The organism is Vibrio viridaestus (genome assembly GCF_003856525.1).
Lineage (GTDB): Bacteria > Pseudomonadota > Gammaproteobacteria > Enterobacterales > Vibrionaceae > Vibrio > Vibrio viridaestus.
In genome coordinates this window covers 49228-75106 of sequence record NZ_RJVQ01000012.1, presented here as the reverse complement: position 1 = coordinate 75106, position 25879 = coordinate 49228, and the positions used below count along the sequence as shown (strand labels likewise).

24 protein-coding genes are annotated in these 25879 nt (G+C 42.5%); 10 read left to right on the top strand and 14 right to left on the bottom strand.

Annotated features, from left to right (window positions below; all coding sequences use genetic code 11):
* The first annotated feature begins 27 nt into the window (after nucleotides 1-27).
* Together EES38_RS19210 and EES38_RS19205 are read left to right on the top strand one after the other, a co-directional pair.
* Nucleotides 28-1626, top strand: coding sequence for an alpha/beta hydrolase (locus tag EES38_RS19210; protein ID WP_124938837.1), 1599 nt, complete (start codon nucleotides 28-30; stop codon nucleotides 1624-1626).
* A 19-nt stretch (nucleotides 1627-1645) separates the two neighbouring features.
* Entirely contained in the window at nucleotides 1646-3616 is a 1971-nt protein-coding gene (locus EES38_RS19205; RefSeq protein ID WP_124938836.1) for a TonB-dependent receptor domain-containing protein, read from the top strand.
* 38 nt (nucleotides 3617-3654) lie between these two features.
* Here the strand turns inward: EES38_RS19205 and EES38_RS19200 are convergent, their stop codons facing one another.
* Nucleotides 3655-4113, bottom strand: a complete 459-nt coding sequence (locus EES38_RS19200) for an EVE domain-containing protein (RefSeq protein ID WP_124938835.1) — start codon at nucleotides 4111-4113, stop codon at nucleotides 3655-3657.
* A gap of 43 nt (nucleotides 4114-4156) precedes the next feature.
* On the opposite strand from EES38_RS19200, the gene EES38_RS19195 reads away from it, so the two are divergent.
* Together EES38_RS19195 and EES38_RS19190 are read left to right on the top strand one after the other, a co-directional pair.
* A complete protein-coding gene (locus EES38_RS19195) occupies nucleotides 4157-5149 on the top strand; it encodes a COG3650 family protein (protein ID WP_124938834.1) in 993 nt (330 codons plus the stop codon).
* Nucleotides 5149-5754 (top strand): tRNA-uridine aminocarboxypropyltransferase, encoded by a 606-nt coding sequence (locus tag EES38_RS19190; protein ID WP_124938833.1) that lies wholly within the window; start codon nucleotides 5149-5151, stop codon nucleotides 5752-5754. Before EES38_RS19195 ends, EES38_RS19190 begins: the two co-directional genes overlap by 1 nt.
* Here the strand turns inward: EES38_RS19190 and yigB are convergent, their stop codons facing one another.
* The 6 genes from yigB to lptM are packed head-to-tail and all read right to left on the bottom strand — an operon-like array spanning nucleotide 5755 to nucleotide 10337.
* Nucleotides 5755-6474, bottom strand: a complete 720-nt coding sequence (gene yigB / locus EES38_RS19185; protein ID WP_124938832.1) for a 5-amino-6-(5-phospho-D-ribitylamino)uracil phosphatase YigB — start codon at nucleotides 6472-6474, stop codon at nucleotides 5755-5757. It lies immediately after the preceding gene.
* Nucleotides 6475-6479: 5 nt separating this feature from the next.
* The gene (gene xerC, locus EES38_RS19180) at nucleotides 6480-7409 is read right to left on the bottom strand and encodes a tyrosine recombinase XerC (protein WP_124938831.1); all 930 of its coding nucleotides are present in this window, start codon (nucleotides 7407-7409) and stop codon (nucleotides 6480-6482) included.
* A gap of 1 nt (nucleotide 7410) precedes the next feature.
* Entirely contained in the window at nucleotides 7411-8082 is a 672-nt protein-coding gene (locus EES38_RS19175; RefSeq protein ID WP_166434306.1) for a DUF484 family protein, read from the bottom strand.
* A 12-nt stretch (nucleotides 8083-8094) separates the two neighbouring features.
* Nucleotides 8095-8925, bottom strand: coding sequence for a diaminopimelate epimerase (gene dapF, locus EES38_RS19170; RefSeq protein WP_124938830.1), 831 nt, complete (start codon nucleotides 8923-8925; stop codon nucleotides 8095-8097).
* Nucleotides 8926-8933: 8 nt separating this feature from the next.
* Nucleotides 8934-10187 carry a diaminopimelate decarboxylase gene (lysA, locus tag EES38_RS19165; protein ID WP_124938829.1) on the bottom strand — a complete coding sequence of 418 codons (1254 nt, stop codon included), beginning with the start codon at nucleotides 10185-10187 and terminating at the stop codon, nucleotides 8934-8936.
* 30 nt (nucleotides 10188-10217) lie between these two features.
* Nucleotides 10218-10337, bottom strand: a complete 120-nt coding sequence (lptM, locus tag EES38_RS22955; RefSeq protein ID WP_439333278.1) for an LPS translocon maturation chaperone LptM — start codon at nucleotides 10335-10337, stop codon at nucleotides 10218-10220.
* A 74-nt stretch (nucleotides 10338-10411) separates the two neighbouring features.
* On the opposite strand from lptM, the gene cyaY reads away from it, so the two are divergent.
* The gene (gene cyaY / locus EES38_RS19155; protein WP_124938828.1) at nucleotides 10412-10726 is read left to right on the top strand and encodes an iron donor protein CyaY; all 315 of its coding nucleotides are present in this window, start codon (nucleotides 10412-10414) and stop codon (nucleotides 10724-10726) included.
* Between the two features lie 18 nt (nucleotides 10727-10744).
* Here cyaY and EES38_RS19150 read toward each other — a convergent pair whose 3' ends face one another.
* Complete coding sequence (locus tag EES38_RS19150) at nucleotides 10745-13273, bottom strand: class I adenylate cyclase (protein WP_124938827.1); 2529 nt, start codon at nucleotides 13271-13273, stop codon at nucleotides 10745-10747.
* A gap of 349 nt (nucleotides 13274-13622) precedes the next feature.
* Between EES38_RS19150 and hemC the strand changes: the two genes are divergently transcribed.
* From hemC to EES38_RS19130, 4 genes are read left to right on the top strand one after another with little or no spacing between them, the layout of a single operon-like run.
* Nucleotides 13623-14552: a hydroxymethylbilane synthase gene (hemC, locus tag EES38_RS19145; protein WP_124938826.1), complete on the top strand. Its 930-nt coding sequence runs from the start codon at nucleotides 13623-13625 to the stop codon at nucleotides 14550-14552.
* Between the two features lie 9 nt (nucleotides 14553-14561).
* Complete coding sequence (locus tag EES38_RS19140; RefSeq protein WP_124938825.1) at nucleotides 14562-15338, top strand: uroporphyrinogen-III synthase; 777 nt, start codon at nucleotides 14562-14564, stop codon at nucleotides 15336-15338.
* A complete protein-coding gene (locus tag EES38_RS19135) occupies nucleotides 15304-16461 on the top strand; it encodes a uroporphyrinogen-III C-methyltransferase (protein WP_124938824.1) in 1158 nt (385 codons plus the stop codon). Before EES38_RS19140 ends, EES38_RS19135 begins: the two co-directional genes overlap by 35 nt.
* Nucleotides 16458-17639 (top strand): heme biosynthesis protein HemY, encoded by a 1182-nt coding sequence (locus EES38_RS19130; RefSeq protein WP_124938823.1) that lies wholly within the window; start codon nucleotides 16458-16460, stop codon nucleotides 17637-17639. The genes EES38_RS19135 and EES38_RS19130 overlap by 4 nt, the downstream gene beginning before the upstream one ends.
* A 78-nt stretch (nucleotides 17640-17717) precedes the next feature.
* Here the strand turns inward: EES38_RS19130 and hemN are convergent, their stop codons facing one another.
* The 4 genes from hemN to EES38_RS19110 form a co-directional block, all read right to left on the bottom strand.
* Entirely contained in the window at nucleotides 17718-19106 is a 1389-nt protein-coding gene (gene hemN, locus EES38_RS19125; protein ID WP_124938822.1) for an oxygen-independent coproporphyrinogen III oxidase, read from the bottom strand.
* A 130-nt stretch (nucleotides 19107-19236) separates the two neighbouring features.
* Entirely contained in the window at nucleotides 19237-19725 is a 489-nt protein-coding gene (locus EES38_RS19120; protein WP_124938821.1) for a DUF2489 domain-containing protein, read from the bottom strand.
* A gap of 13 nt (nucleotides 19726-19738) precedes the next feature.
* Nucleotides 19739-20293 (bottom strand): Der GTPase-activating protein YihI, encoded by a 555-nt coding sequence (yihI, locus tag EES38_RS19115; protein ID WP_124938820.1) that lies wholly within the window; start codon nucleotides 20291-20293, stop codon nucleotides 19739-19741.
* Nucleotides 20290-20931 carry a class I SAM-dependent methyltransferase gene (locus EES38_RS19110; RefSeq protein WP_124938819.1) on the bottom strand — a complete coding sequence of 214 codons (642 nt, stop codon included), beginning with the start codon at nucleotides 20929-20931 and terminating at the stop codon, nucleotides 20290-20292. Before EES38_RS19110 ends, yihI begins: the two co-directional genes overlap by 4 nt.
* A 724-nt stretch (nucleotides 20932-21655) precedes the next feature.
* Here EES38_RS19110 and yihA point away from each other — a divergent pair.
* Nucleotides 21656-22321: a ribosome biogenesis GTP-binding protein YihA/YsxC gene (gene yihA, locus EES38_RS19105; RefSeq protein WP_124938818.1), complete on the top strand. Its 666-nt coding sequence runs from the start codon at nucleotides 21656-21658 to the stop codon at nucleotides 22319-22321.
* Between the two features lie 425 nt (nucleotides 22322-22746).
* Here the strand turns inward: yihA and spfP are convergent, their stop codons facing one another.
* Nucleotides 22747-22794 (bottom strand): small protein SpfP, encoded by a 48-nt coding sequence (gene spfP / locus EES38_RS22950; protein WP_438356636.1) that lies wholly within the window; start codon nucleotides 22792-22794, stop codon nucleotides 22747-22749.
* A gap of 193 nt (nucleotides 22795-22987) precedes the next feature.
* Nucleotides 22988-25789 carry a DNA polymerase I gene (polA, locus tag EES38_RS19100; RefSeq protein ID WP_124938817.1) on the bottom strand — a complete coding sequence of 934 codons (2802 nt, stop codon included), beginning with the start codon at nucleotides 25787-25789 and terminating at the stop codon, nucleotides 22988-22990.
* Nucleotides 25790-25879: the final 90 nt, after the last annotated feature.

Here is a 25879-nt window from a genome sequence, read left to right as displayed (position 1 = left end):
ATAATTATCAGTTAGGTTTACAAATAAATGAAAGGAATCTCAGGTTTAACCATGGCTATGATAACGCTGGCACAATCAATCGCAGCTAATGCTTCTGTTTTTACGAAAGAGATCAATACTGACCACAGCGAGACTGTGGAACTTTCAGTATCTGCTCCAGAGTATTACCGTGGCATCATATCCAGTGATAAGCCACTGCAAAGCCTTGTTATAACAAATGCCAATGGAAAAATTGAGAAGACCCTAATTTCATCCGGTGAGACAGAAGCCGAGGTATTCTGGTTTGTACCCGATCGTGGTGAATACACCTTCCATATCCAGCCTGAATTGGATAAGCAGACCCACATCAAATTCGATTTACATACATTACCGCTAAAGAACAGTCAGTTTGTTTCTCCTAAGCAGGAGTTAACTAGCCCCCTACTAATTGAAACAAAACAAAAAATCGAGCAAGGGCTGCCGTTAGCGGAAGAGCATTTCTGGGAAGTGATTCAGAAAAAAGGAACCCCTCTATTAGAAAAATCAGAGGATGGAAATGTCTTACTTACTTTTCTCTATCACGGTAAAGCAAATAACGTCAGAATATTAGGGGCGCCCTATGATGGTCACATCCATCTTTCGTTAATCGAGGGCAGTACCATCTGGTACAAAACTTACGAAGTCCCGGAAGACACTCGCTTTTCCTATCGTGTGGCACCCAATGTGCCGCAAATTGATCAAGATGACTGGACCGAACAACGCCGAGCTGTACTCGCAACGACACAACCCGACCCCTTGAACCATTCAGAATTATTTAGCCAGCATGATGACCTTTTTGGTGCGGCTTCAACTGTTACATTAGATAAAGCGCCCAGTGATCACTACACACGTTCTCTTGGAAATCCCAAAGGTCTGGTAACCGACTATCGCTATACGAGTACAACACTGAATAACACTCGCAAGATCAGTATTTACCAACCAAGTCATCATTATCACGTAAGTGCAGGAGCACCTCTTCTCATCGTATTTGATGGTGATGATTACCTAACCAAGGTTCCCACACCAACGATTCTGGATAATTTAATCGCAGCCGGAAAAGTACCGCCAATGAGAGCGGTGTTTATTAATACTCCGACACCGAGTTTAAGAGCCAAAGAACTCACGCCAAATAACGCTTACTCCCATTTTCTAGCAACGGAATTTAAACCCTGGTTATGCAAAGCTCATAACATTTGCCCAAATGCGGAAAATACCATTCTCACAGGATCAAGCTTCGGTGGTCTTTCCTCAATGTATATCGCATTCAAACATCCCGATCAGTTTGGCAAAGTTCTCAGTCAATCAGGCTCATTTTGGTGGTCTCCCGATGCCCAGAAAAAACCCGGTGCACAACTGCATAACTGGGTGGCTGACCAATTTGAAGCGGCGCCACATAAGGCCATCGATATTTATATGAATGCGGGCCTATTCGAAACCAAACCCGCATTCTCCAATATTCTCGAAACCAATCGACATCTTTATAACATATTAAAAAACAAAGGATATCACGTTGATTTCGCAGAAGTTGCTAGCGGACATGACTACTTCAGTTGGCGCGTCATGCTGGCAAATGGACTCATAACTTTGTTTAACCAAAATAAAAAATAACCTCTATTAAGGGATAAGTATGAAATTGCTAAATTTGAGCTGCGCAGTGGCACTCGCTCTTGCTGCAAATTCAGCTATTGCGGCTGATGATGCGGATACTACATCGAAATCAGATACTTCAGATGTCGTTGTTGTAACCGCGACAACCAATGAAACTTCGTTAAAAGATGCTCCCGCATCTGTGAGCGTTGTCACCAACGAAGAAATTAACCGCATTCCGGCGACCGATGTTGCAACCGTACTGCAAGGTGTCGCTGGGGTTTATGTTTCGAAAGATATGTCTAGTGAGCCTAGAATTGTAATTCGCGGCTTAAAGAATGACGCTTCTAGCCATGATAACTATACGCTGTTATTAGTTAATGGTAAGCGCATCAACTCTTCAGAAACCTTGATCCGTGGTGCTGGCTTCGACTTTTCCAGTATCCCTATGAGCGCCATTGATCATATTGAAGTTATTCGCGGTCCGATGTCAGCACTTTATGGTAGTGATGCCATCGGTGGTGTCGTTAACGTTATTCTGAAAAAACCAACTGAAGATACTCAGGTGAACGCCAGTGTGAGTTATTCTCAGCCAGAAGAAGGCGATGGTACTTTGAAAAAAGCCAACGCTTTCCTGAGCGGTGCAGCTGTACCGGGTAAACTGCTTTACACCACATCGATCGAAGCTAGCCAACAAGATAAATGGTTCCCTGACAATATTCAGAACGACAACAATTTTACGGGTAATGCTCAACAAAAACGCCAGGGTATCAATACCCAGCTAACATGGTTAGCTAACGAAGATAATACGGTTAATTTTGGCTTAGGGTATCTTAAAGACGATCGCACATTCCCGGATTCAGACAAATACGATACCTCGGATGACGATATCTATAACAGTAAGAAGTTTAATGCCTCGCTGGGTCATGAAGGAACATGGGATTGGGGTACAGACACTGTCGACTATCTATATGAGAATTCGAAAGTTTATGTCGATAACTCTAACTCTCTGCTTACTATTGCCAACGCCGAGCAGCAGAATCATAACTTAGATGCTCGAGTAGCCGTGACCGCGATAGATCAACAGACCATTACTACAGGTATGAATCTTGAGTACACATCTATTTCAATCGATCGTGATTATGACGGAACACCATCTGTAACTAAAACAGGCTACTATCTGCAAGATCAAATCGGTATTACCGATGACCTGACGGCAACCTTAAGTGGACGTTTAAATCACCACAGTCAATTTGGCAGCAAGTTTACCCCTCGTGCATATTTGGTCTACAGCGCAACCGACAACCTAACACTGAAGGGGGGTTATGCTGAAGGGTTTAAAGCACCAACCATTTATCAATCTTCCGAACAGTTCGGTATAGTAAGTTGTGGTGGCACATGTACTTTAACTGGTAATCCAGATCTAAAACCAGAAGAATCAAAAAGCTATGAATTTTCTGCTGCTTATAACGCTCAATCATGGAACGTTCAAGCAACCGTATTCTTCAACCAAGTTGAAAACATGATCGACCGTGATACATCAACTCGTTCAAGCGGTTACATCACTTATAAAAATATTACTGACGACGTCGAAACTCGAGGTGTTGAGCTAGAAGGTTCATTCGATATTACCGATAGCTTATATCTAAAATCTAATGCTACTTATACACGCGCTATCAATACCGAAGATAATAGTGAACTTGAAAATAACCCACGTTGGCTAATCAATACAACCTTAAACTGGGTTGCTACAGATGATTTATCTCTCTATACAGGTGTTAATTATACTGGTAAACAGTATGGTATGAGCTATGCGGAGAATTACAACAACATCTGGTACGATCCGTACACAATCGTCGATGTTGGCGGTAGCTACCGCATCAACAATCAATTTACAGTTAAGGCTGGTGTAAACAATGTTCTCGATAAAAATCTTGAAGATGATGACCAAGACTATTCGGAAAATATTGTTGGAAGAACCTATTTCCTAACACTTGATTACGCAATGTAATTCAGCGGTTTGAAAGCCCGGTATCAAACCGGGCTTTTTTATAGATATTCTTTACTTAGGATTGCGTCCCACTCAGTCTCAGATACCGGCATGATAGAAAGTCGGTTCCCTCTTTTAACTAAGGGTAAATCCTGTAGCTCTGGCATACTTTTCATTACAGATAATGGAATAACTCGGTCTAGTTTACGGACAAACTCAACATCAACCATGACCCAACGGGGATTATCCTGGCTGGATTTTGCATCATAGTATTCACTACTTTCATCAAAAGCGAAGTGATCCGGATAAGCTTCCTTTAACACTTTAGCAATACCAGCAACCCCGACCTTTTTACATGAAGAGTGATAAATAAAGACAAGATCGCCTTCTTTCACCTCATCACGCAACATATTACGCGCCTGATAATTTCTAACGCCTTCCCAACACGATTGTCCTTGAGTACGAAGAGTATTAATCGAAAAAGTATCGGGCTCTGTTTTAAACAACCAATATGCCATAATGAATCACACAGTTATTAATCCTGAATGCGTCAGATATAACATGAAGAGATCGAAATTTCTAATACCTCTGTTGGCAGTAGCTTTACTGCAAGGCTGTACATCCAGCCCCAGTAAAACGAGTTCAGAGCAACCGCTGAGTAAGATTGAGCCCACAATCCTACGAGGAACCGCAACAATTGGAGCACAAACCCGACTATTTACACCATGTGGTAGTCAGGCCCAATTTCAGCTGCAGATTTCTGACGAGCAATATAAAAGCGCATTGAGTCAGACTCAGAAAAGTTATGAACCAGTCTATGCCGAGGTCATTGGTTATCTTACGATTCCTAGTCAGACTGGCTATAACGCCGATTACCGGGCAAAACTCCATGTGCTGCGCTTCAACACTATAGACAGTAATCAAGTCGGACAATGTTCCAGTACAACAGATAACACCATGGCGTTAGGCACAGAGCCAAATTGGAAAGCTGCAATCAGTCATAACCAATTGTTGATCCAAACGGGTAACGCCCCCGTAAAAGCATTTGATCTGACCAACAAGCAAATATCAGCAGAACAGCGGAACTATCAATTCAGCAATGGTCAGTTGAAAATGAAGGCCATCGAGTGCCAGCCCAAAAACTCAGATACGCTTTATGGCTGGTTAGCATCACTGACTCTAGATAGTGATACCTATCAGGGCTGTGCTAAGTTGAGTAATTATGATGCATCATCTCAGTATATCGGGACGTATTCAGCGCAATCGACTACCAGCGACCTTTCCACATCGTTAACACTCAACAGAGACCACTCAGCGGAGACTCGCTACAGCTACTCTAATGGCGAACCGTCCCTTGTCGAGCAAGGTTTCTGGCAGAAACTCAGCGATGACAAAATACAAGTGATCATGACTTTGCACCAACAGCAGTATTTAGTTACAGAGCGAGTATTCACGGTCCGAGGCAAAACGTTATTTACCGATAAAGAAAAAGTAGGCAACAAGCTCTACCCAATCTCTCAGGGCGGTTTATCCTTATTTAAGGAAAGTCATTAATGACCGTTAACAGTGCCTGCCCACAATGTGGGCTCAAATATCAGTGTATTTGTAACGCAATCCCTGAAATACGAAGCGAACTACAACTCTCTTTGCTTACTCATGAAAGAGAGATTTTACGCGAAACCAATACCGGACGGTTTGTAGCCCGTTCAATCGAGAATGCGGATATTCATATCTGGCAACGAAAAAGTATCGAACCTGCCCTGCAGGCGCATTTAGATAACGATAGCTTATTACCTTTCTTGCTTTACCCTGGTGAGCACAGCATCACGGTGAATCAAGCTTTTAACCAGTCGCGCCAAGCAGAGAAAGAGCCTTATTTTATCTTACTAGATAGCACCTGGCAGGAGGCGCAAAAGATGCTCAATAAAACACCTTGGCTGCAGGAATTGCCTCGCGTACAGCTTTCTCCCAAACGGGAATCACAATTTACTCTGCGGCGTAATCAAAAAGCAAACGCACTGTGCACCATGGAAGTAGTGGCTGAAATGCTAAAGGAAGTTAACCAAAAAGAAGATGCCGATGCATTGACCCACTTTCTATCTGAATTTACCCAGTCATTGCTGGCAGATAAAAGTGGTCATAAGAGAAAAGAAGATTAATTAACGTAGCAATACCAGTAGTTCCTCCAAACGTTGGATCTCGATATCTGGTAATACCTTGAGCTTAGAGAAAGTCCTCGCGTTGTACCGCTGATCGTTAAACCAACAAGCACTTAAACCATAGTTGATGGCACCCAGAACGTCCGTTCTTCCATGATCGCCAACATGTAAAATAGAGGATGGATTTAAACCAAGCGTATTAACTGCCGTAGTAAACATATCAGGATACGGTTTTGCTCGGCCATCCGGACCCGCTCTTAATGTCGCCTGAAAATAAGTATCGAGGCCTATGACTGAAGGATTGGCATTACCGTTAGATATCGCAATCAAAGGCAGATGATCCGCTAATTTCGATAACACTTGATGCGTCTCTTCAGGAACATCAATGAGATTGCGTAATCGGAGGGTTTCAGCAATCGCTGAATCCGCAGCTTCTACCGCTTGCTCGCGCCCGTATCCTAACGACATTAACCCTGTTTCAACCTGTTTATGGCGCCAAAGAGTGACATCATGAATTAAATCAGGAAACTTGATAGCCACTTCTTTTTTCACTGCAAGCCACCAGCCTTCAGGCTGATTATTGGTCACGGGATGGTTCTGTCCCATCCACTGCCGAAATTGCTGCTCTAAATACTGAATAACGGGACGATTGTTATACAGGGTGTCATCAAGGTCGAAGGTCATCGCCTTAATCTCAGGCAACCGACGGAAAAAATGCATATTAGTTAGTCCTTATGTTTTTTCTTCGCTCTTGGGTGAGCCTGATCATACACCTGAGCTAGGTGCTGAAAATCGAGGTGGGTGTAGATTTGTGTAGTCGAGATATTTTCATGCCCAAGTAACTCTTGCACTGCACGAAGATTATTACTCGATTCAAGCACATGTGTTGCAAAAGAATGGCGTAGCTTGTGCGGGCTAATATGACTATTCACTGCTTGTTTTTGCCCCCATTCAGCCATCCGTTTCTGCACATTACGATGAGAGATACGTATTCCACGCTGAGAAACAAAGAGAGCAGACTCATCACCATTGGCAAATTGTCCACGGACTTTCATCCATCGGGCAACCCACTCACGAGCCATACCAGAAAAAGGGACTTTGCGCTCTTTGTCGCCTTTACCAATTACGCGAATTTCACCGCGACTAACACTGATATCCTTAACATTGATACTGACTAACTCGGCTAAACGCAAACCAGCGCCATACATTAGTTCCATCATGGCTCTATCGCGGATAGCGAGCGGATCATCGTCCTTTACTTCAAGTAACTGTGCGACTTCATCAACATCAAGGTTTTTGGGCAATGGACGTTGTTTCTTAGGCGCAGACACTCCTTTTGCTGGGTTCGCTGCCAAAATGCCTCTAAGGATAAGAAAATCAAAAAAGCTACGAAGAGAAGAAAGATGAGTAGCAATACTGCTCGCTTTCATCCCTTTACGCATCATTTTTCCCGTCAGCTGTCTAACCCAAGCAGCATCCACTTTTTCCCAGGATAATACTTTGAGATCAACAAGTTGTTCTGCCATCGCTTCGAGGTGCTGCTTGTAGTTACGTTGGGTATATAAACTCAACCCTTTTTCACTACGAAGGTACTCATAAAAAGCCACTAACGGGTTACTTAAACTGGAGGGTAGCTCTTCGTGAACCTGACTCATATTACACACCTCGCCAGGGAAGTGTATTAATTAAATGAGTTAACACAACGGATAAGTGGCGCAAAAACAGCGTATCCATACAAGGCTGAAAATGACCACCATCTTCACTAGAGAAAGCCAAAATACCATGACCAATATCGGTTGATAATGGTAACACAGCATAAGAGCCAAACTCAGGTGCACGTGCGGCTTCACCAAACAAAGCATCTCGATCAACACGCTTTAATCTGCCAAGAAAAGCTTGTTTACCATTAAAATGGTTAGTTGCGATACGTTGCCAATTAACAGGGTCTATTTGATAGGAAATTTCAGGTGCACCAAGAAAACGAACATAACTGCGAAGCCCTAACTCCGTCGCCGTACTAGCAATCGCTTTTATGACATCGACAACACAAGCTTTTTGTAATATCGAGTCCTGCAACGACATAAAAGCATGAAACGTTCTGTCATTAGCCGCAGCCAGAGACATTAGAGTCGTAATTTCTTCTTCTAACTCTTCAATTCTTTGTCGCTGGCGGTTCAGCTGCAGATGCACAAGAGATACTGCACCTTCATCTCTTGGTAAAGCGAGTTTATCGACCATTTCAGGTCGATGTTGGAAAAAATCGGGATGTTCTCGCAGATATTGTTCAATCATATCTGGAGTTAGCATTATGGTTTCTGTTTGTGACACGAGATTCCTAATCTAACAAGAAAGTTGACCATCATAAATATGAGCCGCAGGACCAGTCATGAACAGTGGCTTACCCGGTCCGTTCCAACGAATTTTTAATTCACCACCGGGCAAATGGACCTTGACGGATTCGTTTAACAGCCCTTGAGTAATGCCTACTGCGACAGCACCGCAAGCACCGCTACCACAGGCCTGCGTCTCTCCAGCTCCACGCTCATAGACTCTGAGACGAACTTCATCACGACTAACAATTTGCATGAAGCCAGCATTCACACGTTCAGGGAAGCGTTCATGAGACTCAAGTAAAGGCCCCAATGTTTCTACATCAGCCGTATCTACATCATCAACAACGGTTACCACGTGCGGGTTGCCCATACTCACTGCCCCACAGAACAGCGTAGCATCACCGGCACGCATGATGTACGTTTTTTCAAACTGCTTAGCCTTAAATGGAATTTTGCTTGGTTCAAATTCAGGCACACCCATGTTGACCGTTATAAAGTCATTCTCTTCAACGTTGAGTACCATCTTGCCTTTCTTAGTGCTCACATTGATGCTGTATTTATTGGTCAATCCTTTCATTCTGACAAAGCGCGCGAAACAACGGGCACCATTGCCACACTGCTCGACTTCACTGCCATCAGCATTGAAGATACGATAGTGAAAATCAGTTTCAGGATCATAGGGAGCTTCGACCACAAGTAGCTGGTCAAAGCCAACACCAGTATGTCGATCCGACATACGTCGGATCAACTCAGGTGAAAAAAAGATGTTTTGGGTAATACAGTCAACGACCATGAAATCGTTACCCAAACCATGCATTTTAGAAAAGTGAAAATGCATATACGTAATTACTCCGGAAGCACGCTCTCTAACGCCCACAGACTGGACAATTCTTCTCTCTTACGAACAACATAATGCTTGTCACCGTCAACCATGATTTCTGCAGCACGAGTGCGAGAGTTATAGTTCGACGACATTGAGAAACCGTACGCTCCGGCAGAACGAACCGCCAATAAATCGCCTTCTTCCAAAACCAACTCACGATCTTTACCTAACCAGTCACCAGTTTCACAAATAGGACCAACTAAATCATACGTTTTAGCATCACCTTTACGTGGAGAAACAGGAATAATAGCCTGCCACGCCTGATATAACGCCGGACGCATTAAGTCATTCATTGCTGCATCAATGATAGCAAAGTTCTTATATTGAGTGTGTTTTAGGAACTCAACTTTAGTAAGAAGTACACCCGCATTAGCAGCAATAGCTCGACCAGGTTCAAACACCAATTCCAGATCCTGATGATTCTCGAGACGCGACATCAACGCTTTCGCATACTCGGCAGGTTGTGGTGGTGTTTCACCGTTATACGTTACGCCTAAGCCACCGCCGACATCAAGATGCTTAACCTGAATACCGATCGCTTTTAGCTTATCAATCAATACTAAAAGGCGATCAACAGCATCAATAAACGGAGTAATTTCGGTGAGCTGAGAACCAATATGACAATCAATTCCCTTAACATTTAAGTGCTCTAATGAATTAGCAAGTTCGTATACTTCAGGCGCACGTTCATAAGAAATACCGAATTTATTGTCGCGTAATCCAGTTGAAATATAAGGGTGTGTTTTAGCATCAACATCTGGATTAATACGCAGTGAGATAGGCGCCTTAACCCCTAATTTACCTGCCACCTTATTGATGCGCTCTAATTCAGGCTCGGACTCAACATTAAAACACTTAATATTAAGTTCCAACGCACGCTGAATTTCAGAGTCCGTTTTCGCAACACCAGAAAAAACCACTTTCGCTGGATCGCCACCAGCGGCGATAACACGCTCTAATTCACCAACAGAGACGATATCAAAGCCGGAACCGAGTCTGGCTAATGTGTTTAGCACACCAATGTTAGAGTTTGCTTTAACGGCATAACAAATTAAGTGCGGGTGATCTGCAACAGCTTGGTCAAACGCTTTCCAGTGACGCTCTAAAGTGGCACGTGAATAAACGTAAAGAGGCGTTCCGTGCTGCTCAGCAAGTTGGCTTAAATTGACGTTCTCTGCCCAAAGCTGGCCATCGTCCTGATAATTAAAATAATCCAAAATATTTATCCTTTAAAAAATCATCAATTGTTATGGTTGTGTTTGTTCGCTTTGTGGCGAGTCTTTGGGCATATACAATGGGCCTGTCTGGCCACACCCAGATAAAGCTAGCATGCTTAGCATAAAAAGTGCAGTGATAACCTTTTTCATTTTCATATACGTGATTATTAAATCAATGCCCCCTATAATCGCATCACACTCAGGAAAAGCAATAGGACTTTCAGATGAACGATACCGAATTTCATCAACTTGTGGATATTCAATTTAGTACACTAGAGGAATTGATCGATGATTCCGGCGCGGATATTGACTACGAAGTGACGGGCAATGTCATGACTTTGGAATTTGAAGATCGCAGTCAGATTGTCATTAACCGTCAAGAGCCAATGCATGAAATCTGGCTAGCATCAAAATCAGGAGGATTTCATTTCCAGCTTAAAGATGAAAAATGGATTTGCTCTAAAACAGAAAAAGAGTTTTTGCAGTTAGTTAAAGACGAATGCCAAAAACACGCAGACGAAGAGATTGAGTGGGAATAAACAGCACAAGTTTTACAACTATGCGTTAACAACCTCACCAGGACGAGGGCTTGATGATGAGTCGCTTCGGTAAGGAGCGACGTAGCTTGAACCGTCCTCAGCCTTCACGATTTGATAGTACTGTGGCAGATTGAAGTTAATAAATTTAGACGCGACAGTATTATCGTGTTTAACCGAGGTATAGAACGTATTTACGTTAGCAATCATCTCATCTTTGCTGCCACGGAACTGATGATAGACTTCAACACGATTAGATTCGTCCAATACGTAAATATTAAATCCTTTCTCACCATCTTCGAAGAAGAACTGGATCAGACCTTCGCTCGCAAAACCGTCAATAACATCAGGTAAATGGTAGTCTTGCTCTTTATCTAACATCAACAATGGAGAGCCAGTCAGTTTATTCGTCGAAATACTACGATAGAAGTCGACCGAGTTCTCTAGCTTTTGCACTGACACACCGCGGCGCTCAAAAAAGAGACCATACATCTGATCTGCAATCCGTAGAGCTTTAAATCGGCGTCGACGCTGCTGTTCAACAGGTTTAAGACGTAAGTCGATGCACTCAGCAAGTAGCTGGTACACGGCATTTCTCATCACACCACGTAGGTTCTGACTGTAGCAAAATACGTCAACTGACTCAGGGGGGATCGCATCTTGGTGCATCTTACACAGAACGGTTTTCAATGCCTCCAGCATGGCTGTCTCACCACGAAAGTGAAGCGTTCGAACTTCTTGCCAAGAGTTCCTATACACCAAATCGACACTTCCTATCAGGCAACGTGACTCTTCACCAAAACTCAGCATATCAACATTTTTCAGATCCACTTTAAGCGTCCGGCTTTCCAGCTCCATTGTGGGATCATTTTCAAAATTGATAAACATTGCTAACTGGCGAATTTCACAAGGACTACCCAATGCCTGCATTGTCGGACGGCTTTTGTGCATCGAAAACGTATTTCTCAAGTCACTAACCATCTGATAAAACTTATCGATATCCAGGTGAGCATCACGAACTATTGCATGCAGACGAGTCGATTCAGTGATCAAGCCATTAAAAAATGCCCACGCAACGATTTTACTTAAGTACTCGTTCTGCTCAAGATACTTTTGCCTGAACATTTTGCTTGGCTCGATAGGTGCTTTGAAAAGATACCAGCCGGCAGGATTACTGCGGCCTTTACGAACCTCAATAAAAGTCAGATCAGGTTCATGCAAATCAGGAGAGATTTGTGGATTGAGTAAGGTAACTTTACCAGGAAGAACTTCAAACGCAGCATACAGTTTACGCGCTAAGATCGAGATATCTTGAGGGCTGATTGAAGAGGTTATATCGTTACGACGAGCGAACTGAATTAAGTTACGGTAGCTCTGCATCAATGCATCCAGAAGACGCGTATGCATCACTTTAACCTGTTCCACTTTCCAGTTACGGCGATTGTCGAGACTTTCAATCGTATCGGTATCCCATTGCCATTTTGACAAGAGATCACCCAACGCTTCTCGACGCCATGCCACTGAACCTGGCCCAGGTTGACGCGACAATTTTTCGTGTGTTTTTAGATAGAAACAGCGCCTAACCAGATCAAGTCTCTCAGTATCTCCGATGCGCTCTAGATACAGAGTCACCTTTTCCAGCATCAGATAATACGCATCCATACTATAGAGATCGGGTTCATGCGTAAAAAAGCGGCGTTTTGTATCAATACTTAACAGCTGTGTATGAGGATATTCCCACGAATAAGCTTCAAGCAGAATCGCTTTTAATACCGACTTATAAGGAGAGTCGATACTTTTATACAGTTGCCATAGACTCGCGCCAAAGTATTCTTCAGCCGGAATATGATTCAAACGGCCGAAGTCAATCCAGTCACTGCAATCAATATAATCTTTACTGCACAGCTCCGTAACGTATTCGTCGTAGCAGCCTTCCATTTCAGGAGGAACAATTTGCCATAACAAGCGTTTACCCGCTAAGCGTACTGCAGAACGATAGAATTCATCGAGTAACAAAAGATGTTGTGACGAACCACAGTTATCACCTGTCATCTCTTCCGATAAGTTATGGCGAAAACGTTCTTCGTCCATCAAGAAGAAATTAGCTTCAACACCTTGTGTTTTAGCCCAGTCCGTTATCAATGCACACTTATTGTTCAGTCTTTCTCTGTCCAATTCAGACATTGAAGAACAGATACATACCCAAATATCCAGATCACTAGAAGTACTTTGCCCAATAGACGATGTACTACCCATAGTATAAAGAGCCTGAATCTGAGGCTGTGCAGAAGACGTAAGATGATGACCTAAGGTCAACTCCATATCATCAATAAACTGCTGCTGAACTTCCTCAGGCTCAAATCCCCAAACACCACACGGCGCTTCGGCATCAAAATAACCAGGAATTAATGGGTGATTAAAATGGAACAGACTGGGAATAAGACGGAATACACGCTGACTTTGCAAATCCATAACAGCAAGCGCACGATCAGTCCGTTGCCTGTTTAGGTTGTCTAGTCTCTGAATTAAAATTTGCGTGTATGCTTGCAAGGGATATTCCTTGATTGAAATGTAACTGTAAGAATTGATTACAGTTTACTCGAAATAACCATCAAAACGTGATCAGTTTAACATTTTTTAAGCACCATCGTAAAGCAAATTCCAAGTTACAATTCACTCATTTGGGGCAACTCATCACACCTTTTGTTAAAGGGCCTATAGTTTCTTATTTCACTGCCCTGATTAATAATGGCTCATTTCATAAACAAGATCCATATCACACTATTTTAGTCGATAACTCACATTTTGCATGGAATCAAATTTGTTATTTCGAATAACTTCTGTCGTAAGCGGTTTGAATGGTAGGATATAGTCAAATTCATCAAGAAATTATTATCACATGACACAGACAGCCCCAATCAAAATTGCAACCCGTAAAAGCCCTCTTGCGCTTTGGCAAGCAGAATTTGTAAAAGCAAAATTACAAGAAGCTCATCCAGGCCTTGAGGTAGAGCTTGTCACCATGGTGACCAAGGGTGATATTATTCTTGATACTCCACTAGCGAAAGTCGGCGGTAAAGGGCTGTTTGTTAAAGAGCTTGAACAGGCTATGCTCGACGGTAGAGCCGATCTCGCGGTCCATTCAATGAAAGATGTTCCGGTTGAATTCCCTTCTGGTCTTGGGCTGGTCACTATATGTGAGCGAGAAGATCCAACTGATGCTTTCGTTTCCAATCTATACAACAATGTCGATGAGCTACCAGAAGGCGCGACAGTAGGCACTTGTAGTCTACGTCGACAATGCCAGCTGAAAGCAAGACGTCCAGACCTGATTATTAAAGATCTGCGTGGTAATGTTGGAACCCGACTAGGTAAGCTGGATGCAGGTGAATTTGATGCAATCATACTGGCTTCAGCAGGCTTAAAGAGATTAGGTCTTGTAGAACGTATCAAATCACGCCTTACTCCTGAAGAATCTCTGCCTGCAGTTGGTCAAGGAGCTGTCGGCATTGAATGTCGACTTGATGATGAAAGACTGATTGAACTCCTTAAGCCACTCAACCATCAGGATACGGTCGATCGCGTTCTATGCGAAAGAGCAATGAATAATACGCTTGAAGGTGGCTGTCAGGTTCCTATCGGCAGTTACTCTGAGTTAGAGGGTGACACACTTTGGCTACGAGCTTTAGTTGGTCAACCCGACGGGGCAAAGGTTGTACAGGGAGAGATTCGGGGACCTCGTACAGAAGCCGAAACACTCGGAAAAGCATTGGCAGAAGAATTACTTTCTAAAGGTGCGAAAGAAATTCTAACTGCGCTCTATGAATAAAGGTATGACGTGACTGTTCTTGTTACTCGACCAAATCCACAAGGAGAGGAGCTCTGCTCTCTCCTTCAAAATCAGGGAATAGCGACTAGCTATCTTCCGCTGATTGAGTTTCAAGCTCAAGAAAGCCCTAATTTAGGTCACGTCCTTCCTCAAGCAGATATCATCATCGCAGTTAGCCAACCAGCAGCGCTCTATACACAACAATGGTTAAATGAAAACGCCTGCAACTGGCCGCAAACGTCTCGATATCTTGCCATTGGTCAAAAAACCGCACGACTTTTAAGAAAATTATCGCAACAACAGGTAGACTATCCAGCACACGGAGATAGTGAGAACCTGTTGTCACATCCGTTACTTAACGATGTTAATCAACAGAATATCGTCATATTGAGAGGAAACGGTGGCCGAGAATACTTGGCAGATCAATTAATCAAACGTGGCGCTAAGGTAGAATATTGCGAAGTCTATCGTCGAGCATTTATTCCATTTGAAGCGAGTGTTATGGTACCTCAGTGGCAAGATCAGGATGTTGACCACATTGTTTTTACCAGTGAAGAACAACTACGCTTTTTCGTTAATAAGATACCCGGGCAGCTCCATGCCTGGATGGTAGGCTTGTCTGTCTTCGTTCCAAGTGAACGAATAGCGCAAGTGGCAAAAGGAATTGGATTTCAGAATACCATTGTTGTCGGTAGCGCCAACAATTTCGATTTAATGGCTGCCATTCAGCCGAAAGTGATAGGAATACTTAATGACAACCAACAACACAACGCCAGAGACAAATAATAAGGATCAGAAACATCCCCAAGAGGATGCGACTAAAAATCAGACCTCGACAACAACGGAGCAATCACCGCTTGCTGCTGAATATCAGCAATTACAGAAGCAATCTAAGAAAGGTGTAAAACTCGCGAGCCTGGCCATCGTTATTTCTATTATCCTTAGTGGCGGCATCGTCGCTTATACTCAGCAGCATTATCAGTCTCAAATCTCATCTCTGCAGAGTGAACTTCAGCAAACTCAACAACAGTTAAAACAGCAACTGGATGCTTCATTAAAACAAGCGCAAAGTATCGCTGATAACGCGGTAAATAAAACAGAAACAGAAGTCGCTCAACAGCATAAGAGTATCGAAAGCCTTCAGTTGGCTTTAGCCGAAGTCAAAGGAAGAAGACCTAATGACTGGCTGTTAGCTGAATCGGATTACCTGGTAAAATTGGCGGGTAGAAAACTGTTCCTCGAGCACGATCCTGAAAGCGCAACTCAACTCATGGAAAGTGCCGATCAACGTATCGCTGCCCTCAATGACCCTAGTTTAGTTCCTCTTCGAAAATTGATGGCTGAAGACATCACAACACTTAAAGCGATTCCTCTAATCGATAAAGATGGACTGGTACTTCGTTTAACCAGTCTTTCTCAGCAAGTTGACCAACTACCACTCGCTAACGCAATTCTGCCAGAAGCCGTAGAGCAGAAAAAAGAAGAAGTCACTGGTGATGTCAATAATTGGCGTACCAATTTACTGACTTCCGCTAAAAACTTTGCCGATAAGTTCATTACTTTCCGCACCCGTGATGGTAATGCTATTCCTCTACTGTCACCAGAACAGCACTTCTTCCTCAGAGAAAACCTGAAAATGAAGATAGAGACAGCGATCAAAGCGGTCTATGATGAGCAACAGGAAATTTATACAACCTCCTTAGAAACGGCCAATAAGTGGTCAACATCGTATTTGAACCAAAGTGACAATGGTGTTGCTGAATTTAATAAGGCACTGCTTTCACTAAGCAAGCAAAATATTGAAGTGACATACCCTGTAAAATTGAAATCTCAGACTCAACTTACCGATGTAATCAGTCAACGTTTACGTCGTCAGGTAACCAGCTTAATCAAGGAGGATAAAGAATGATTCGAATAGTCTTTCTATTTATCGTTCTTGGATTAGGTTTATACGCCGGAACAGAGTATGCAGGCGAACAAGGGTATGTCCTTATTTCTGTTGCCAACAAAACAATAGAAATGAGTGTCACAACACTGGTCATATTCGTTGTGCTAGCGTTAGCCGCCTTGTTTATCGTTGAATTCATTATTAAGCGCCTGCTAAGAGCAAGCTCAGATACATGGAATTGGTTTAGTATTCGTAAGCTTAAGCGCTCTCGCCGCCTGACAAATGAAGGTATCCTGAAATTGATGGAAGGCGATTGGAAACAAGCCGAGCAAAAAGTCACTCGTTGGGCAAAGCACCACGATACCCCCGTCTTATGCTACTTAGTTGCGGCTCAAGCTGCACTTGAGCAAGGAGACAATAATAAGCGCGATAAGTATCTGGCATTGGCCGCTGAACAGAACGATGCACATTTAGCAGTCGAGTTAACAAGAGCAAAACAATATGTTCAGTCTGAAGACTATGTTCTGGCCGAGCAGTCACTGAGCGGCGTAGCTCACAGCTACCCACAAAATCCAATTCTGCTATCACTGCTTAAAGTGATCTACGTGAAACTGGGGAAATGGGAGGCTCTTTTAGGTTTAATTGAAGATCTGAAAAAAACAAAATCTGCCTCAGAATATGAACTGCAAAATTTGACCGACCAAGCTTACTGTGGCCTGCTATCCGAAATGTCTGAGCAAAGAGGTACTGAGGGTCTGATTGATCGCTGGAATGAACTACCCAAAGCAGCTCGTGCTTCTAGTGTCATTCGTGGACACTTGGTTCGTTTACTACTGGCTCGTAACGCCGATGATGAAGCTTATCGCCTGATTAAAGAGCACATCAAAAAACACCCAAATTCTGAACTCTATGGGTTGTTGCCAGAACTGAATCTTGCCAGTGATAAATCGACCATTCATTTGTTGGAAAATTCACTACGTAAAGACGCCAATAATGCTGAAGCGCATAGTGCATTAGGTAGAATCTATCTAGAGCAGAAAAACTGGGCTCAGGCTCAAGAAGAGTTTGAACTGGCGCTAGCGGTTCGACCAAGCGTCAATGACTATGGGTATCTCTCAACAGCTCTAGAGAAACAGAATAAGCATGCAGATGCTCATAATGTAAGTAAGAAAGCGATAGCTCTAATTACCGATCAATAGCTCTATGGAGTCATGACCAAATCTAAAAAAACCAAGCAATTATGCTTGGTTTTTTATTGATACTCATGAAAAGGAAAGTTAAATCACTCTAGAAAACTGCTGCTGGCGCGCCCTACTGCGCAGATATTTATCAAAACACATGCAAATGTTTCTAATAAGCAATCGACCTTTCGGTGTTACCCTGAGTAAATTCCCTTCGTCTACCACCAGTTCGTCACTTAAGAATGGCTCTAATAGCCCAATATCCTCAGCGAAATAGCGTTCAAATATGACTCTAAACTGTCTCTCTATCGCTCTTTTATCAAGACGGAAATTACAGATAAGCTGTTTAATAACTTCACGACGAATGAGGTCATCTTTTTCAAGCAATAAGCCTTTCCATAATGCATGACGCTGAGCGTTGACCTGTGCATAGTAGGCTTTTAAATCTTTCTGATTCTGAGCGTAAGTATCACCAACCATAGATATTGCTGACACACCAAAACCAATAAGATCATTGTCTCCATGAGTAGTGTAGCCTTGGAAATTACGATGCAATACCCCATTACGCTGAGCAATCGCCAGCTCATCATCAGGCAAGGCAAAATGGTCCATGCCGATAAATTGATAACCCGCTAATGTCAGTTTCTTTATCGTCGTTTGCAGAATCGCCATCTTTTCAGAAGCTTGAGGTAAGTCTTCGTCTTTAATTTTTCTCTGGGCAGCAAATAGCTGCGGCATGTGAGCATAATTAAAAATAGACAGTCGACTAGGACGAATCTTTAGGATTTGATCCAGTGTTTCAGAAAAACTTTGCACAGTTTGTTTAGGTAGGCCGTAAATCAAATCGATATTTGTCGAACGGAATCCAAGCTCCTGTGCTTTTGTCATCAAGTCAAAGATAAATTCTTCGTCCTGCTCACGATTCACCAGTTTTTGAACTTCTTTATTAAAGTCCTGAACACCAATACTCAGACGATTGAACCCTTCCTCTCTTAAATGTTCAAGGAGGTCAATTTCAATTTCGCGTGGATCCACTTCTATACTAATTTCAGCATTCTCAGCAAAATGAAATTCCTGGCGTAACAGCGCCATCAGACGGCTGATTTGAGCAACATTTAGAAATGTAGGGGTACCTCCACCAAAATGGAGCTGATTCACTTCGCGCCCAAACATCAATGACGCTCTTTGGCGAATTTCGTAGTCTAGAATATCGAGGTATTCGTCTGCTTTCTCACTATGGCGCGTAACAACTTTATTACAGCCACAGTAATAGCAAAGTTTGTGACAGAAAGGGATATGAACGTATAAAGACAGTGGACGCTCAGGATACTGAGTACAAGCCATATCAAAGTCAGCAATGGTAAAAGCTTCATGAAACTCCACTGCGGTTGGATAGGATGTGTAGCGTGGACCAGAGTAGTTATACTTTTCTAGTATTTTCTGATCCCAAACAATCTGCTCATTGTTTTCCGATTTGTACACCATTGTTCACTGTCCACAAAAACTACGACTGGTTACTATTTTGCCATATCGAAAAAAAAAGACGTCACTTAGAACTCAAATGTTGGAAAAATAAGGTCGAAAGTGCAATCTGGATCACTATTTGATCGAAAAATTACACCATCTGTATGTCAATTTGATTATTAAGTGGCCGTACATTTTCTTTAAGCTCTTTAAGCTCGCTCACGATCGAGTCACTCAAACGGCTTTCGGCTTTCATTCGCTGCATATTTTGCTGCATGCGTTCTTTTTTCTCTAACGCCTGACGCTCTTCACCACGAGGCATGTCTTTCACCACGTGGTAAAGCTCAGATATTGCCGGATAGGTTTTATCAAAGTCGACCCGTTCTTCGCCCTGAACATAGTCCATAATGCAGTAGACTCGGATACTAATTTCTGACAGATCACATTGCCCCTGAATTCCGACGTTACAAAGCGTTTCAACGTTTTCAAAAATGTTGGCATTACGCTTCTGAATGGCAAGTTTCATTTGTTGTGCCTGTAACTGTTTCTGCTTCTTAAGTTTAAGAAGAAGATAAGCAGCATACGATGCCAATGCGACAATAATAATTGCACCAATTACAGCTAAAACAGTTACATTCATCCTAACTCACCTTTTACTTTTCTAAATTATCTACATCTAGGTTTTCAAATCTTGAGAGTAAGTCATCTTCCGAATCGTTTGAAGAAACTTTGCCCTTTTTCTGTGACTGAGATTCATCATTCACTTGCTCTGACGAATCTTCTTCAAATAAACCGAGCTGCTTCATTAACTGTTCAATGCGATCTAGCTTCTCATCGACGTATTTCTGTAAACCCTCACCAAGCGTATCACCGTTATCTAGGCGATCTAATAAGACATTTAATTGTGCGTCATTTTCTAACATGTCCAACTCTTTCTCTGCGTTCTCACGCTTCTGTTGTTTGGACAATTTTTGTGGTGCTTCAACAATCAACGGGATTTTTTTCTTACTGCCGATGCGCGGATCTTTCACCTTACGGCCTAAAATATCCTCTTGCTTGGCTTCTTGAGAATGACGGCTGCCAGACTTTAATCCTTTTCTTTTTTTCTGCTTCTTCAAGTCACGACCCAACTGATCTGACGTAGAACGCTCACGTATTACAATGACATCAGTGTTTCCAGCTGATCTTGCTTTCTTTTTTCGACTCATAATTCAGGAACCTTAAATAAGATGACATCGTTGCCAATAAACTCTAGTTCGAGCTGATCCCGCTCTGCCAAATATTCGAACGTATTACGACTATAGAATCTCACATGGGTGAGATCGCTTTTATAGTGCCACGTCGCAAATGCATCTACATCTTTGACTAGTTTGGTCATCAATCCAATCCAGCCACCTGGCTTAACTAATTTTAGCCACGATTTCCAGACAATGTCTGGTTCAAAAATATGTTCGATGACCTCAGTAGATACCATAAAATCATACTGCCGTTCTAATGAGGATACATCGGGATAATAATATATGTCGTACAGCGACATCTGCTTCCCGCTTTCTTGAAACATATGAGCTAAAGCGGGCCCCGGACCACAACCAAAATCCAACCCAGATGCATCTGCTGCGACTCGATTAGAAATAGGTTCATAAACCCGAGAGAGAAAACGACGATAACGTTCATCATAAATATCGTTTTCATGTAAATCATAGAAAGATTTTTCGTCCTTCTCCGGTAAAAGATAGTCGGAACCAACAAACACTAATTCACAACGTTTACATTGCCAATATTCCCGACTTTTGTCGGTATGGTAGTGATGTATTTGGTCGCTATGACATAGTGGACAATCAGACATCAGACTCTCCTTTGTAAAGGGAAGCGCAAGATACCAGAAATGGCGATTAGAGTGGAGGGGAAAAGGTGATTTTTTCAACGATATTGCAACAACAGGGTATAAAAAAAGCGATAGAGCCCTCTATCGCTTTCTAAATCTGGCACTGGTGCCAAAAGAGTAACACAACTGAATTGTGTACAAGTGTCCATTTGTTTTAGGTGCTTTCCGTGCGAATGTTGTTTGTCATCATCCTGATGAGTTTTGCTTTCCCTGGAAAACTTCACTGTTTCAGAGCACATCCCAAGCCTGGTCCTTTACGTCCCGAATCCATGCGGCTAAGTCAACCATCCTTGTCTAATAGATATCCTATCTACTAAACATTCCCCCCGATACTATAAAAAATAGATAGATGCAGGGTGGTCGCTCCGTTTCTGGAGAAGTACTTTACGCTAAAAATTGTAATGGACAAGATGCTGGACTAGGACACAGATCACGTACTGTCAAATAAGTTTAAAATATCATTATTTTTCAGTTAATTAATAACAATAAAAATAGAATAGAAAATCTTCAAAATGGTGGATATCTCACATAATGTGCAGAGATTTAATTTGTATCAGTATGGTGGCAAAGGCTCTCTTTATATCTAAAGCGCATAAAACTTCCAGCTTATAACCAGCATCATGATATAATTGAGCCAATAGTCTTTAAGTATACTGTTCACGGCATTCACGTGATGGAGTCCATTTTGAGCGTAAAAATTCATTATCAAAACACGCACTTTATTACCAGCGCACCAGATATCCGCCATTTACCAGCGGATGAAGGCATTGAGATCGCATTCGCAGGACGCTCAAATGCGGGAAAATCTAGCTCACTTAATAAGCTAACAAATCAAAGAAGCCTAGCGAAAACCAGTAAAACACCGGGGCGAACTCAACTTATCAATTTATTTGAGGTTGCGCCGGGATGTAATATCGTCGATTTACCTGGGTATGGATTCGCTCAAGTTCCTATTGAGATGAAAAAGAAATGGCAAAAGTCATTGGGTGAATACCTGCAGCAAAGACAGTCACTCAAGGGATTAGTCGTATTAATGGATATCCGCCATCCAATGAAAGATTTGGACCAGCAGCTGATATTCTGGGCTGTAGAATGTCAGATACCAGTACAGGTTCTCCTAACAAAGGCGGATAAGCTTAAAAGTGGAGCAAGAAAGGCACAGGTTCTAAAAATTAAAAAAGACGCAATTGGTTTTGGCGGAGAAGTCTACGTCGATGCATTTTCATCGCAAAATGGCCTTGGTGTAGACACACTTCGAAGCCGTCTCGATTCTTGGTTTGCTCCAGCATTGGTAGCGCAGGAAATCGAAGACTCTCTTGATGATGACATCGAGCCACCAGTAGAAGAATAAGTATCTATTGTCCGAAAGGCATGATTATTTTCTTTCGGACAATAAAAACCCCGCCATCCTGGCAGGGTAACGGGAGAGATATTGAATTTCTTATTATTCGTTGTTGTATAATAAGCATCGCCCACAATTCGCTATTTAGCAAATTTCCCTTCACATTTTCTGATATAAATATTAGTCATAAATTTCAAATAGTTATATGAATATCGCATCCAATTCATCTTTATTTTCGTAAAGAATTAAGATTTTTGTGAAAGGAATAAAATTACAGAACCATTATTGAAATCGTTATATAAGTAGCAAGCTTTAATCGCAGAAGATTTCTCGGAGAAAGAGGTTTGGCGGATAATGATGAATTTTAAGTCATTGATATTTTTGTTTTTTACATGAAAAAACGCCCCGCTCAAAAACTGAGCGGGGCGGCTGAATCAGCCTAATCCAATAACGTGAAACAAAAGGTCTGAAAGATAGAACATCTTACCTCTGTACCCTACGAGTATTAATTTACAACAAATCGACCGAAAATCAAACTTTTTTTGTAGTTTTTTTTCATATTTTTTTTACCCAACCACATAAAAACATGATCTAAAACAACTTTGTTTCAGTAAAAAAAAAGCTAGCGTTTGTGCGCTAGCTCATGTTTATTTGTCAAATATGATTAAAATTTGTCTAGTGAGCCTGTTCCCAGTTATCTCCACGCCCAACTTCCGCTAGTAGTGGGACAGACAGCTCTGCTGCAGATTCCATCAGTTTTTGTATTTTACTTTCAATTTTGGTGATTGATGACTCTTCAACCTCAAATACCAATTCATCGTGAACTTGCATTAAGAGACGAACCTTTCCATCACCTTCTTGCTGTATCCACTCATCAACTAACAGCATCGCCTTCTTGATAATGTCTGCAGCGGTTCCCTGCATAGGTGCATTAATAGCAGCCCTCTCTGCAGCCTTGCGACGCATACCATTCCCAGATTTAATTTCCGGCAGATATAAACGTCGACCGAACAGAGTCTCTACATAACCTTTATCGCTAGCAGTGCTGCGAGTATCTTCCATGTACTGCATCACACCAGGATAACGCTCAAAGTAGGTATTCATGTATTGCTGAGCTTCTCCACGAGGAATACCCAGTTGTTTGGCCAAACCAAACGCACTCATCCCATAAATCAGCCCAAAGTTAACCGCTTTCGCGCGACGGCGCTGCTCACTAGAAACTTGATCAATCGAAACGCCAAGTATTTCCGCAGCGGTTGCAGCATGGATATCTTTACCTTCAGTAAAAGCTTCAACAAGCGCCTTATCATTAGATAAGTGCGCCATAATCCGTAATTCAATCTGAGAATAATCGACAGCAACAATTTTCCAGCCTTTTGGCGCGACAAATGCCTGACGAATACGTCGTCCTTCTTCATTTCGTACTGGAATATTCTGCAAGTTTGGATCCGTTGAAGATAAACGCCCAGTAGCAGTAACAGCCTGGTGATAGGAAGTGTGTACACGGCCAGTCGCTTTATTGATCAAACGAGGTAGCTTATCGGTATAGGTCGATTTAAGCTTGGCCAAACCACGATACTCAAGAATCACTTTAGGCAGAGGATAATCTAAAGCCAACTCCTGCAATACTTCTTCATTTGTTGATGGCGTTCCCGATGGCGTTTTTTTCACGACAGGTAATGACATTTTTTCAAACAGAATCGCTTGTAACTGCTTTGGTGAACTGAGGTTAAACTCTTCCCCTGCCATCTCATAGGCAGTCTGTTCAAGTTCCGCTAATCGTTTTGTAATTTGTTCAGATTGTGTTTTCAATTTCGCAGCATCAATAAGGACACCGGTTCTTTCAATGCGTGACAATACAGGAACAAGAGGGACTTCCACAGTCTCATAGATCGTTTTCAGTGATTCGTCATTCGCGATTTCACCGTATATGCGATTATGGAGGCGTAAAGTCACATCAGCGTCTTCTGCGGCGTACTCACCGGCCTGCTCAAGGTCAATTTGATTGAACGTGAGTTGGTTCTTGCCTTTACCAGCAAGCTGCTCGAAAGAGATACAACTATGTTGTAGGAAGCGTAGCGCTAAACTATCCATATCATGTTTGCCCCCTACGCTGTTTAGGACGTAAGAAGCTAACATGGTATCGTGTTTGATGCCTTTAAGTTCAATGTCGTACCGAGCTAAAATACTCGCATCAAATTTGAGGTTCTGCCCTACTTTGGCTTTTGCTTCATTCTCAAGTAGTGGCTTTAGGCGAGCTAACACTGAGTCTCGATCTAATTGCGCAGGTGCATCAAGATAATCATGAGCAACAGGTAAATAAGCCGCTTTTCCTTCCTTGATGGCAAAAGATAAACCCACCAAATTGGCCGTCATGTAGTCTAGGCCATCGGTTTCGGTATCAAACGCAATTAAATCCGCATTCTCCAGTAAGTCTACCCATTTATCGAAGACCTCTTCACTGGTAATAACCTCGTACGCACTGCGATCGATGGCAACAGCAGAATACGATGTCGGTGTTGCTTTAGAAGAACCACTTTTCGGCTGAGTAAGTTTTTTCGCTGCCGCTTCGTCAGGTTTGATAACACCATCCCCACCTTCCAAAAGCTCATTCAACCACGATTTAAACGCAAGCTGGCCATAGAGTTCTATCAGCTTATCAGTGTCGGGGCTCGCTTTAGTTAATTCATGCGGTTGAAACTCCAACTCAACATCAAGCTTAATCGTCGCCAACTCATATGATAAAAATGCGTTGTCTTTATTGTCTTCCAGCTTCTTCGCCATGGTTTTCGAACCACGGAATCCAAGATCTGCAATATCATCCAAATGCTCGTACAAATCGCCGACACCACCAATTCCTTGCAGCAATGCAGTAGCTGTCTTGGCCCCAACGCCCGGAACACCAGGTATATTATCAACTTTGTCTCCCATCAGAGCGAGATAATCAATAATCAACTCGGGTGGAATGCCAAATTTTTCGATCACACCGTCGCGATCCATGATGACATTAGTCATGGTGTTGATCAGTGTAACGTTATCATCAACCAGTTGAGCCATATCCTTATCACCGGTACTTACCAATACTGGCATACCCGCTTTTGAAGCCTGAGAAGCAAGCGTTCCAATAACATCATCCGCTTCTACACCTTCAATCGCCAATAAGGGTAATCCCATCGCACGAATAATATTGTGTAGCGGTTCAATCTGAGAGCGTAATTCATCAGGCATTGGTGGTCGGTTTGCTTTATATTCAGCAAACAACTCATCGCGAAAGGTTTTTCCCTTAGCATCGAATACTACAGCAATATGTTCAGAATCTACCTGTCTGAGCAGACTACGAATCATATTAACTACACCATAAACAGCATTTGTTGGAATGGTTCCATTGCTCATAGTGCTTGGGAAAGCGTGAAACGCTCGATAAAGATAAGATGAGCCATCAACTAAAATCAGCGGCTTCTCAGGGATACTGGCCATAATTTATTAGAATCCAATCAATCTGTGCAGAAAGTCATTATTGGCGACTAGGATGCCACGATCAGTCAAAGTATTCCACGGTAACAGAGA

Coding starts and splice junctions, on each gene's coding strand:
- EES38_RS19210 (WP_124938837.1), top strand. CDS start 28: ATGAAAGGAATCTCAGGTTTAACCATGGCTATGATAACGCTGGCACAA.
- EES38_RS19205 (WP_124938836.1), top strand. CDS start 1,646: ATGAAATTGCTAAATTTGAGCTGCGCAGTGGCACTCGCTCTTGCTGCA.
- EES38_RS19200 (WP_124938835.1), bottom strand. CDS start 4,113: ATGGCATATTGGTTGTTTAAAACAGAGCCCGATACTTTTTCGATTAAT.
- EES38_RS19195 (WP_124938834.1), top strand. CDS start 4,157: ATGAAGAGATCGAAATTTCTAATACCTCTGTTGGCAGTAGCTTTACTG.
- EES38_RS19190 (WP_124938833.1), top strand. CDS start 5,149: ATGACCGTTAACAGTGCCTGCCCACAATGTGGGCTCAAATATCAGTGT.
- yigB (WP_124938832.1), bottom strand. CDS start 6,474: ATGCATTTTTTCCGTCGGTTGCCTGAGATTAAGGCGATGACCTTCGAC.
- xerC (WP_124938831.1), bottom strand. CDS start 7,409: ATGAGTCAGGTTCACGAAGAGCTACCCTCCAGTTTAAGTAACCCGTTA.
- dapF (WP_124938830.1), bottom strand. CDS start 8,925: ATGCATTTTCACTTTTCTAAAATGCATGGTTTGGGTAACGATTTCATG.
- lptM (WP_439333278.1), bottom strand. CDS start 10,337: ATGAAAAAGGTTATCACTGCACTTTTTATGCTAAGCATGCTAGCTTTA.
- cyaY (WP_124938828.1), top strand. CDS start 10,412: ATGAACGATACCGAATTTCATCAACTTGTGGATATTCAATTTAGTACA.
- hemC (WP_124938826.1), top strand. CDS start 13,623: ATGACACAGACAGCCCCAATCAAAATTGCAACCCGTAAAAGCCCTCTT.
- EES38_RS19135 (WP_124938824.1), top strand. CDS start 15,304: ATGACAACCAACAACACAACGCCAGAGACAAATAATAAGGATCAGAAA.
- EES38_RS19130 (WP_124938823.1), top strand. CDS start 16,458: ATGATTCGAATAGTCTTTCTATTTATCGTTCTTGGATTAGGTTTATAC.
- hemN (WP_124938822.1), bottom strand. CDS start 19,106: ATGGTGTACAAATCGGAAAACAATGAGCAGATTGTTTGGGATCAGAAA.
- EES38_RS19120 (WP_124938821.1), bottom strand. CDS start 19,725: ATGAATGTAACTGTTTTAGCTGTAATTGGTGCAATTATTATTGTCGCA.
- yihI (WP_124938820.1), bottom strand. CDS start 20,293: ATGAGTCGAAAAAAGAAAGCAAGATCAGCTGGAAACACTGATGTCATT.
- EES38_RS19110 (WP_124938819.1), bottom strand. CDS start 20,931: ATGTCTGATTGTCCACTATGTCATAGCGACCAAATACATCACTACCAT.
- polA (WP_124938817.1), bottom strand. CDS start 25,789: ATGGCCAGTATCCCTGAGAAGCCGCTGATTTTAGTTGATGGCTCATCT.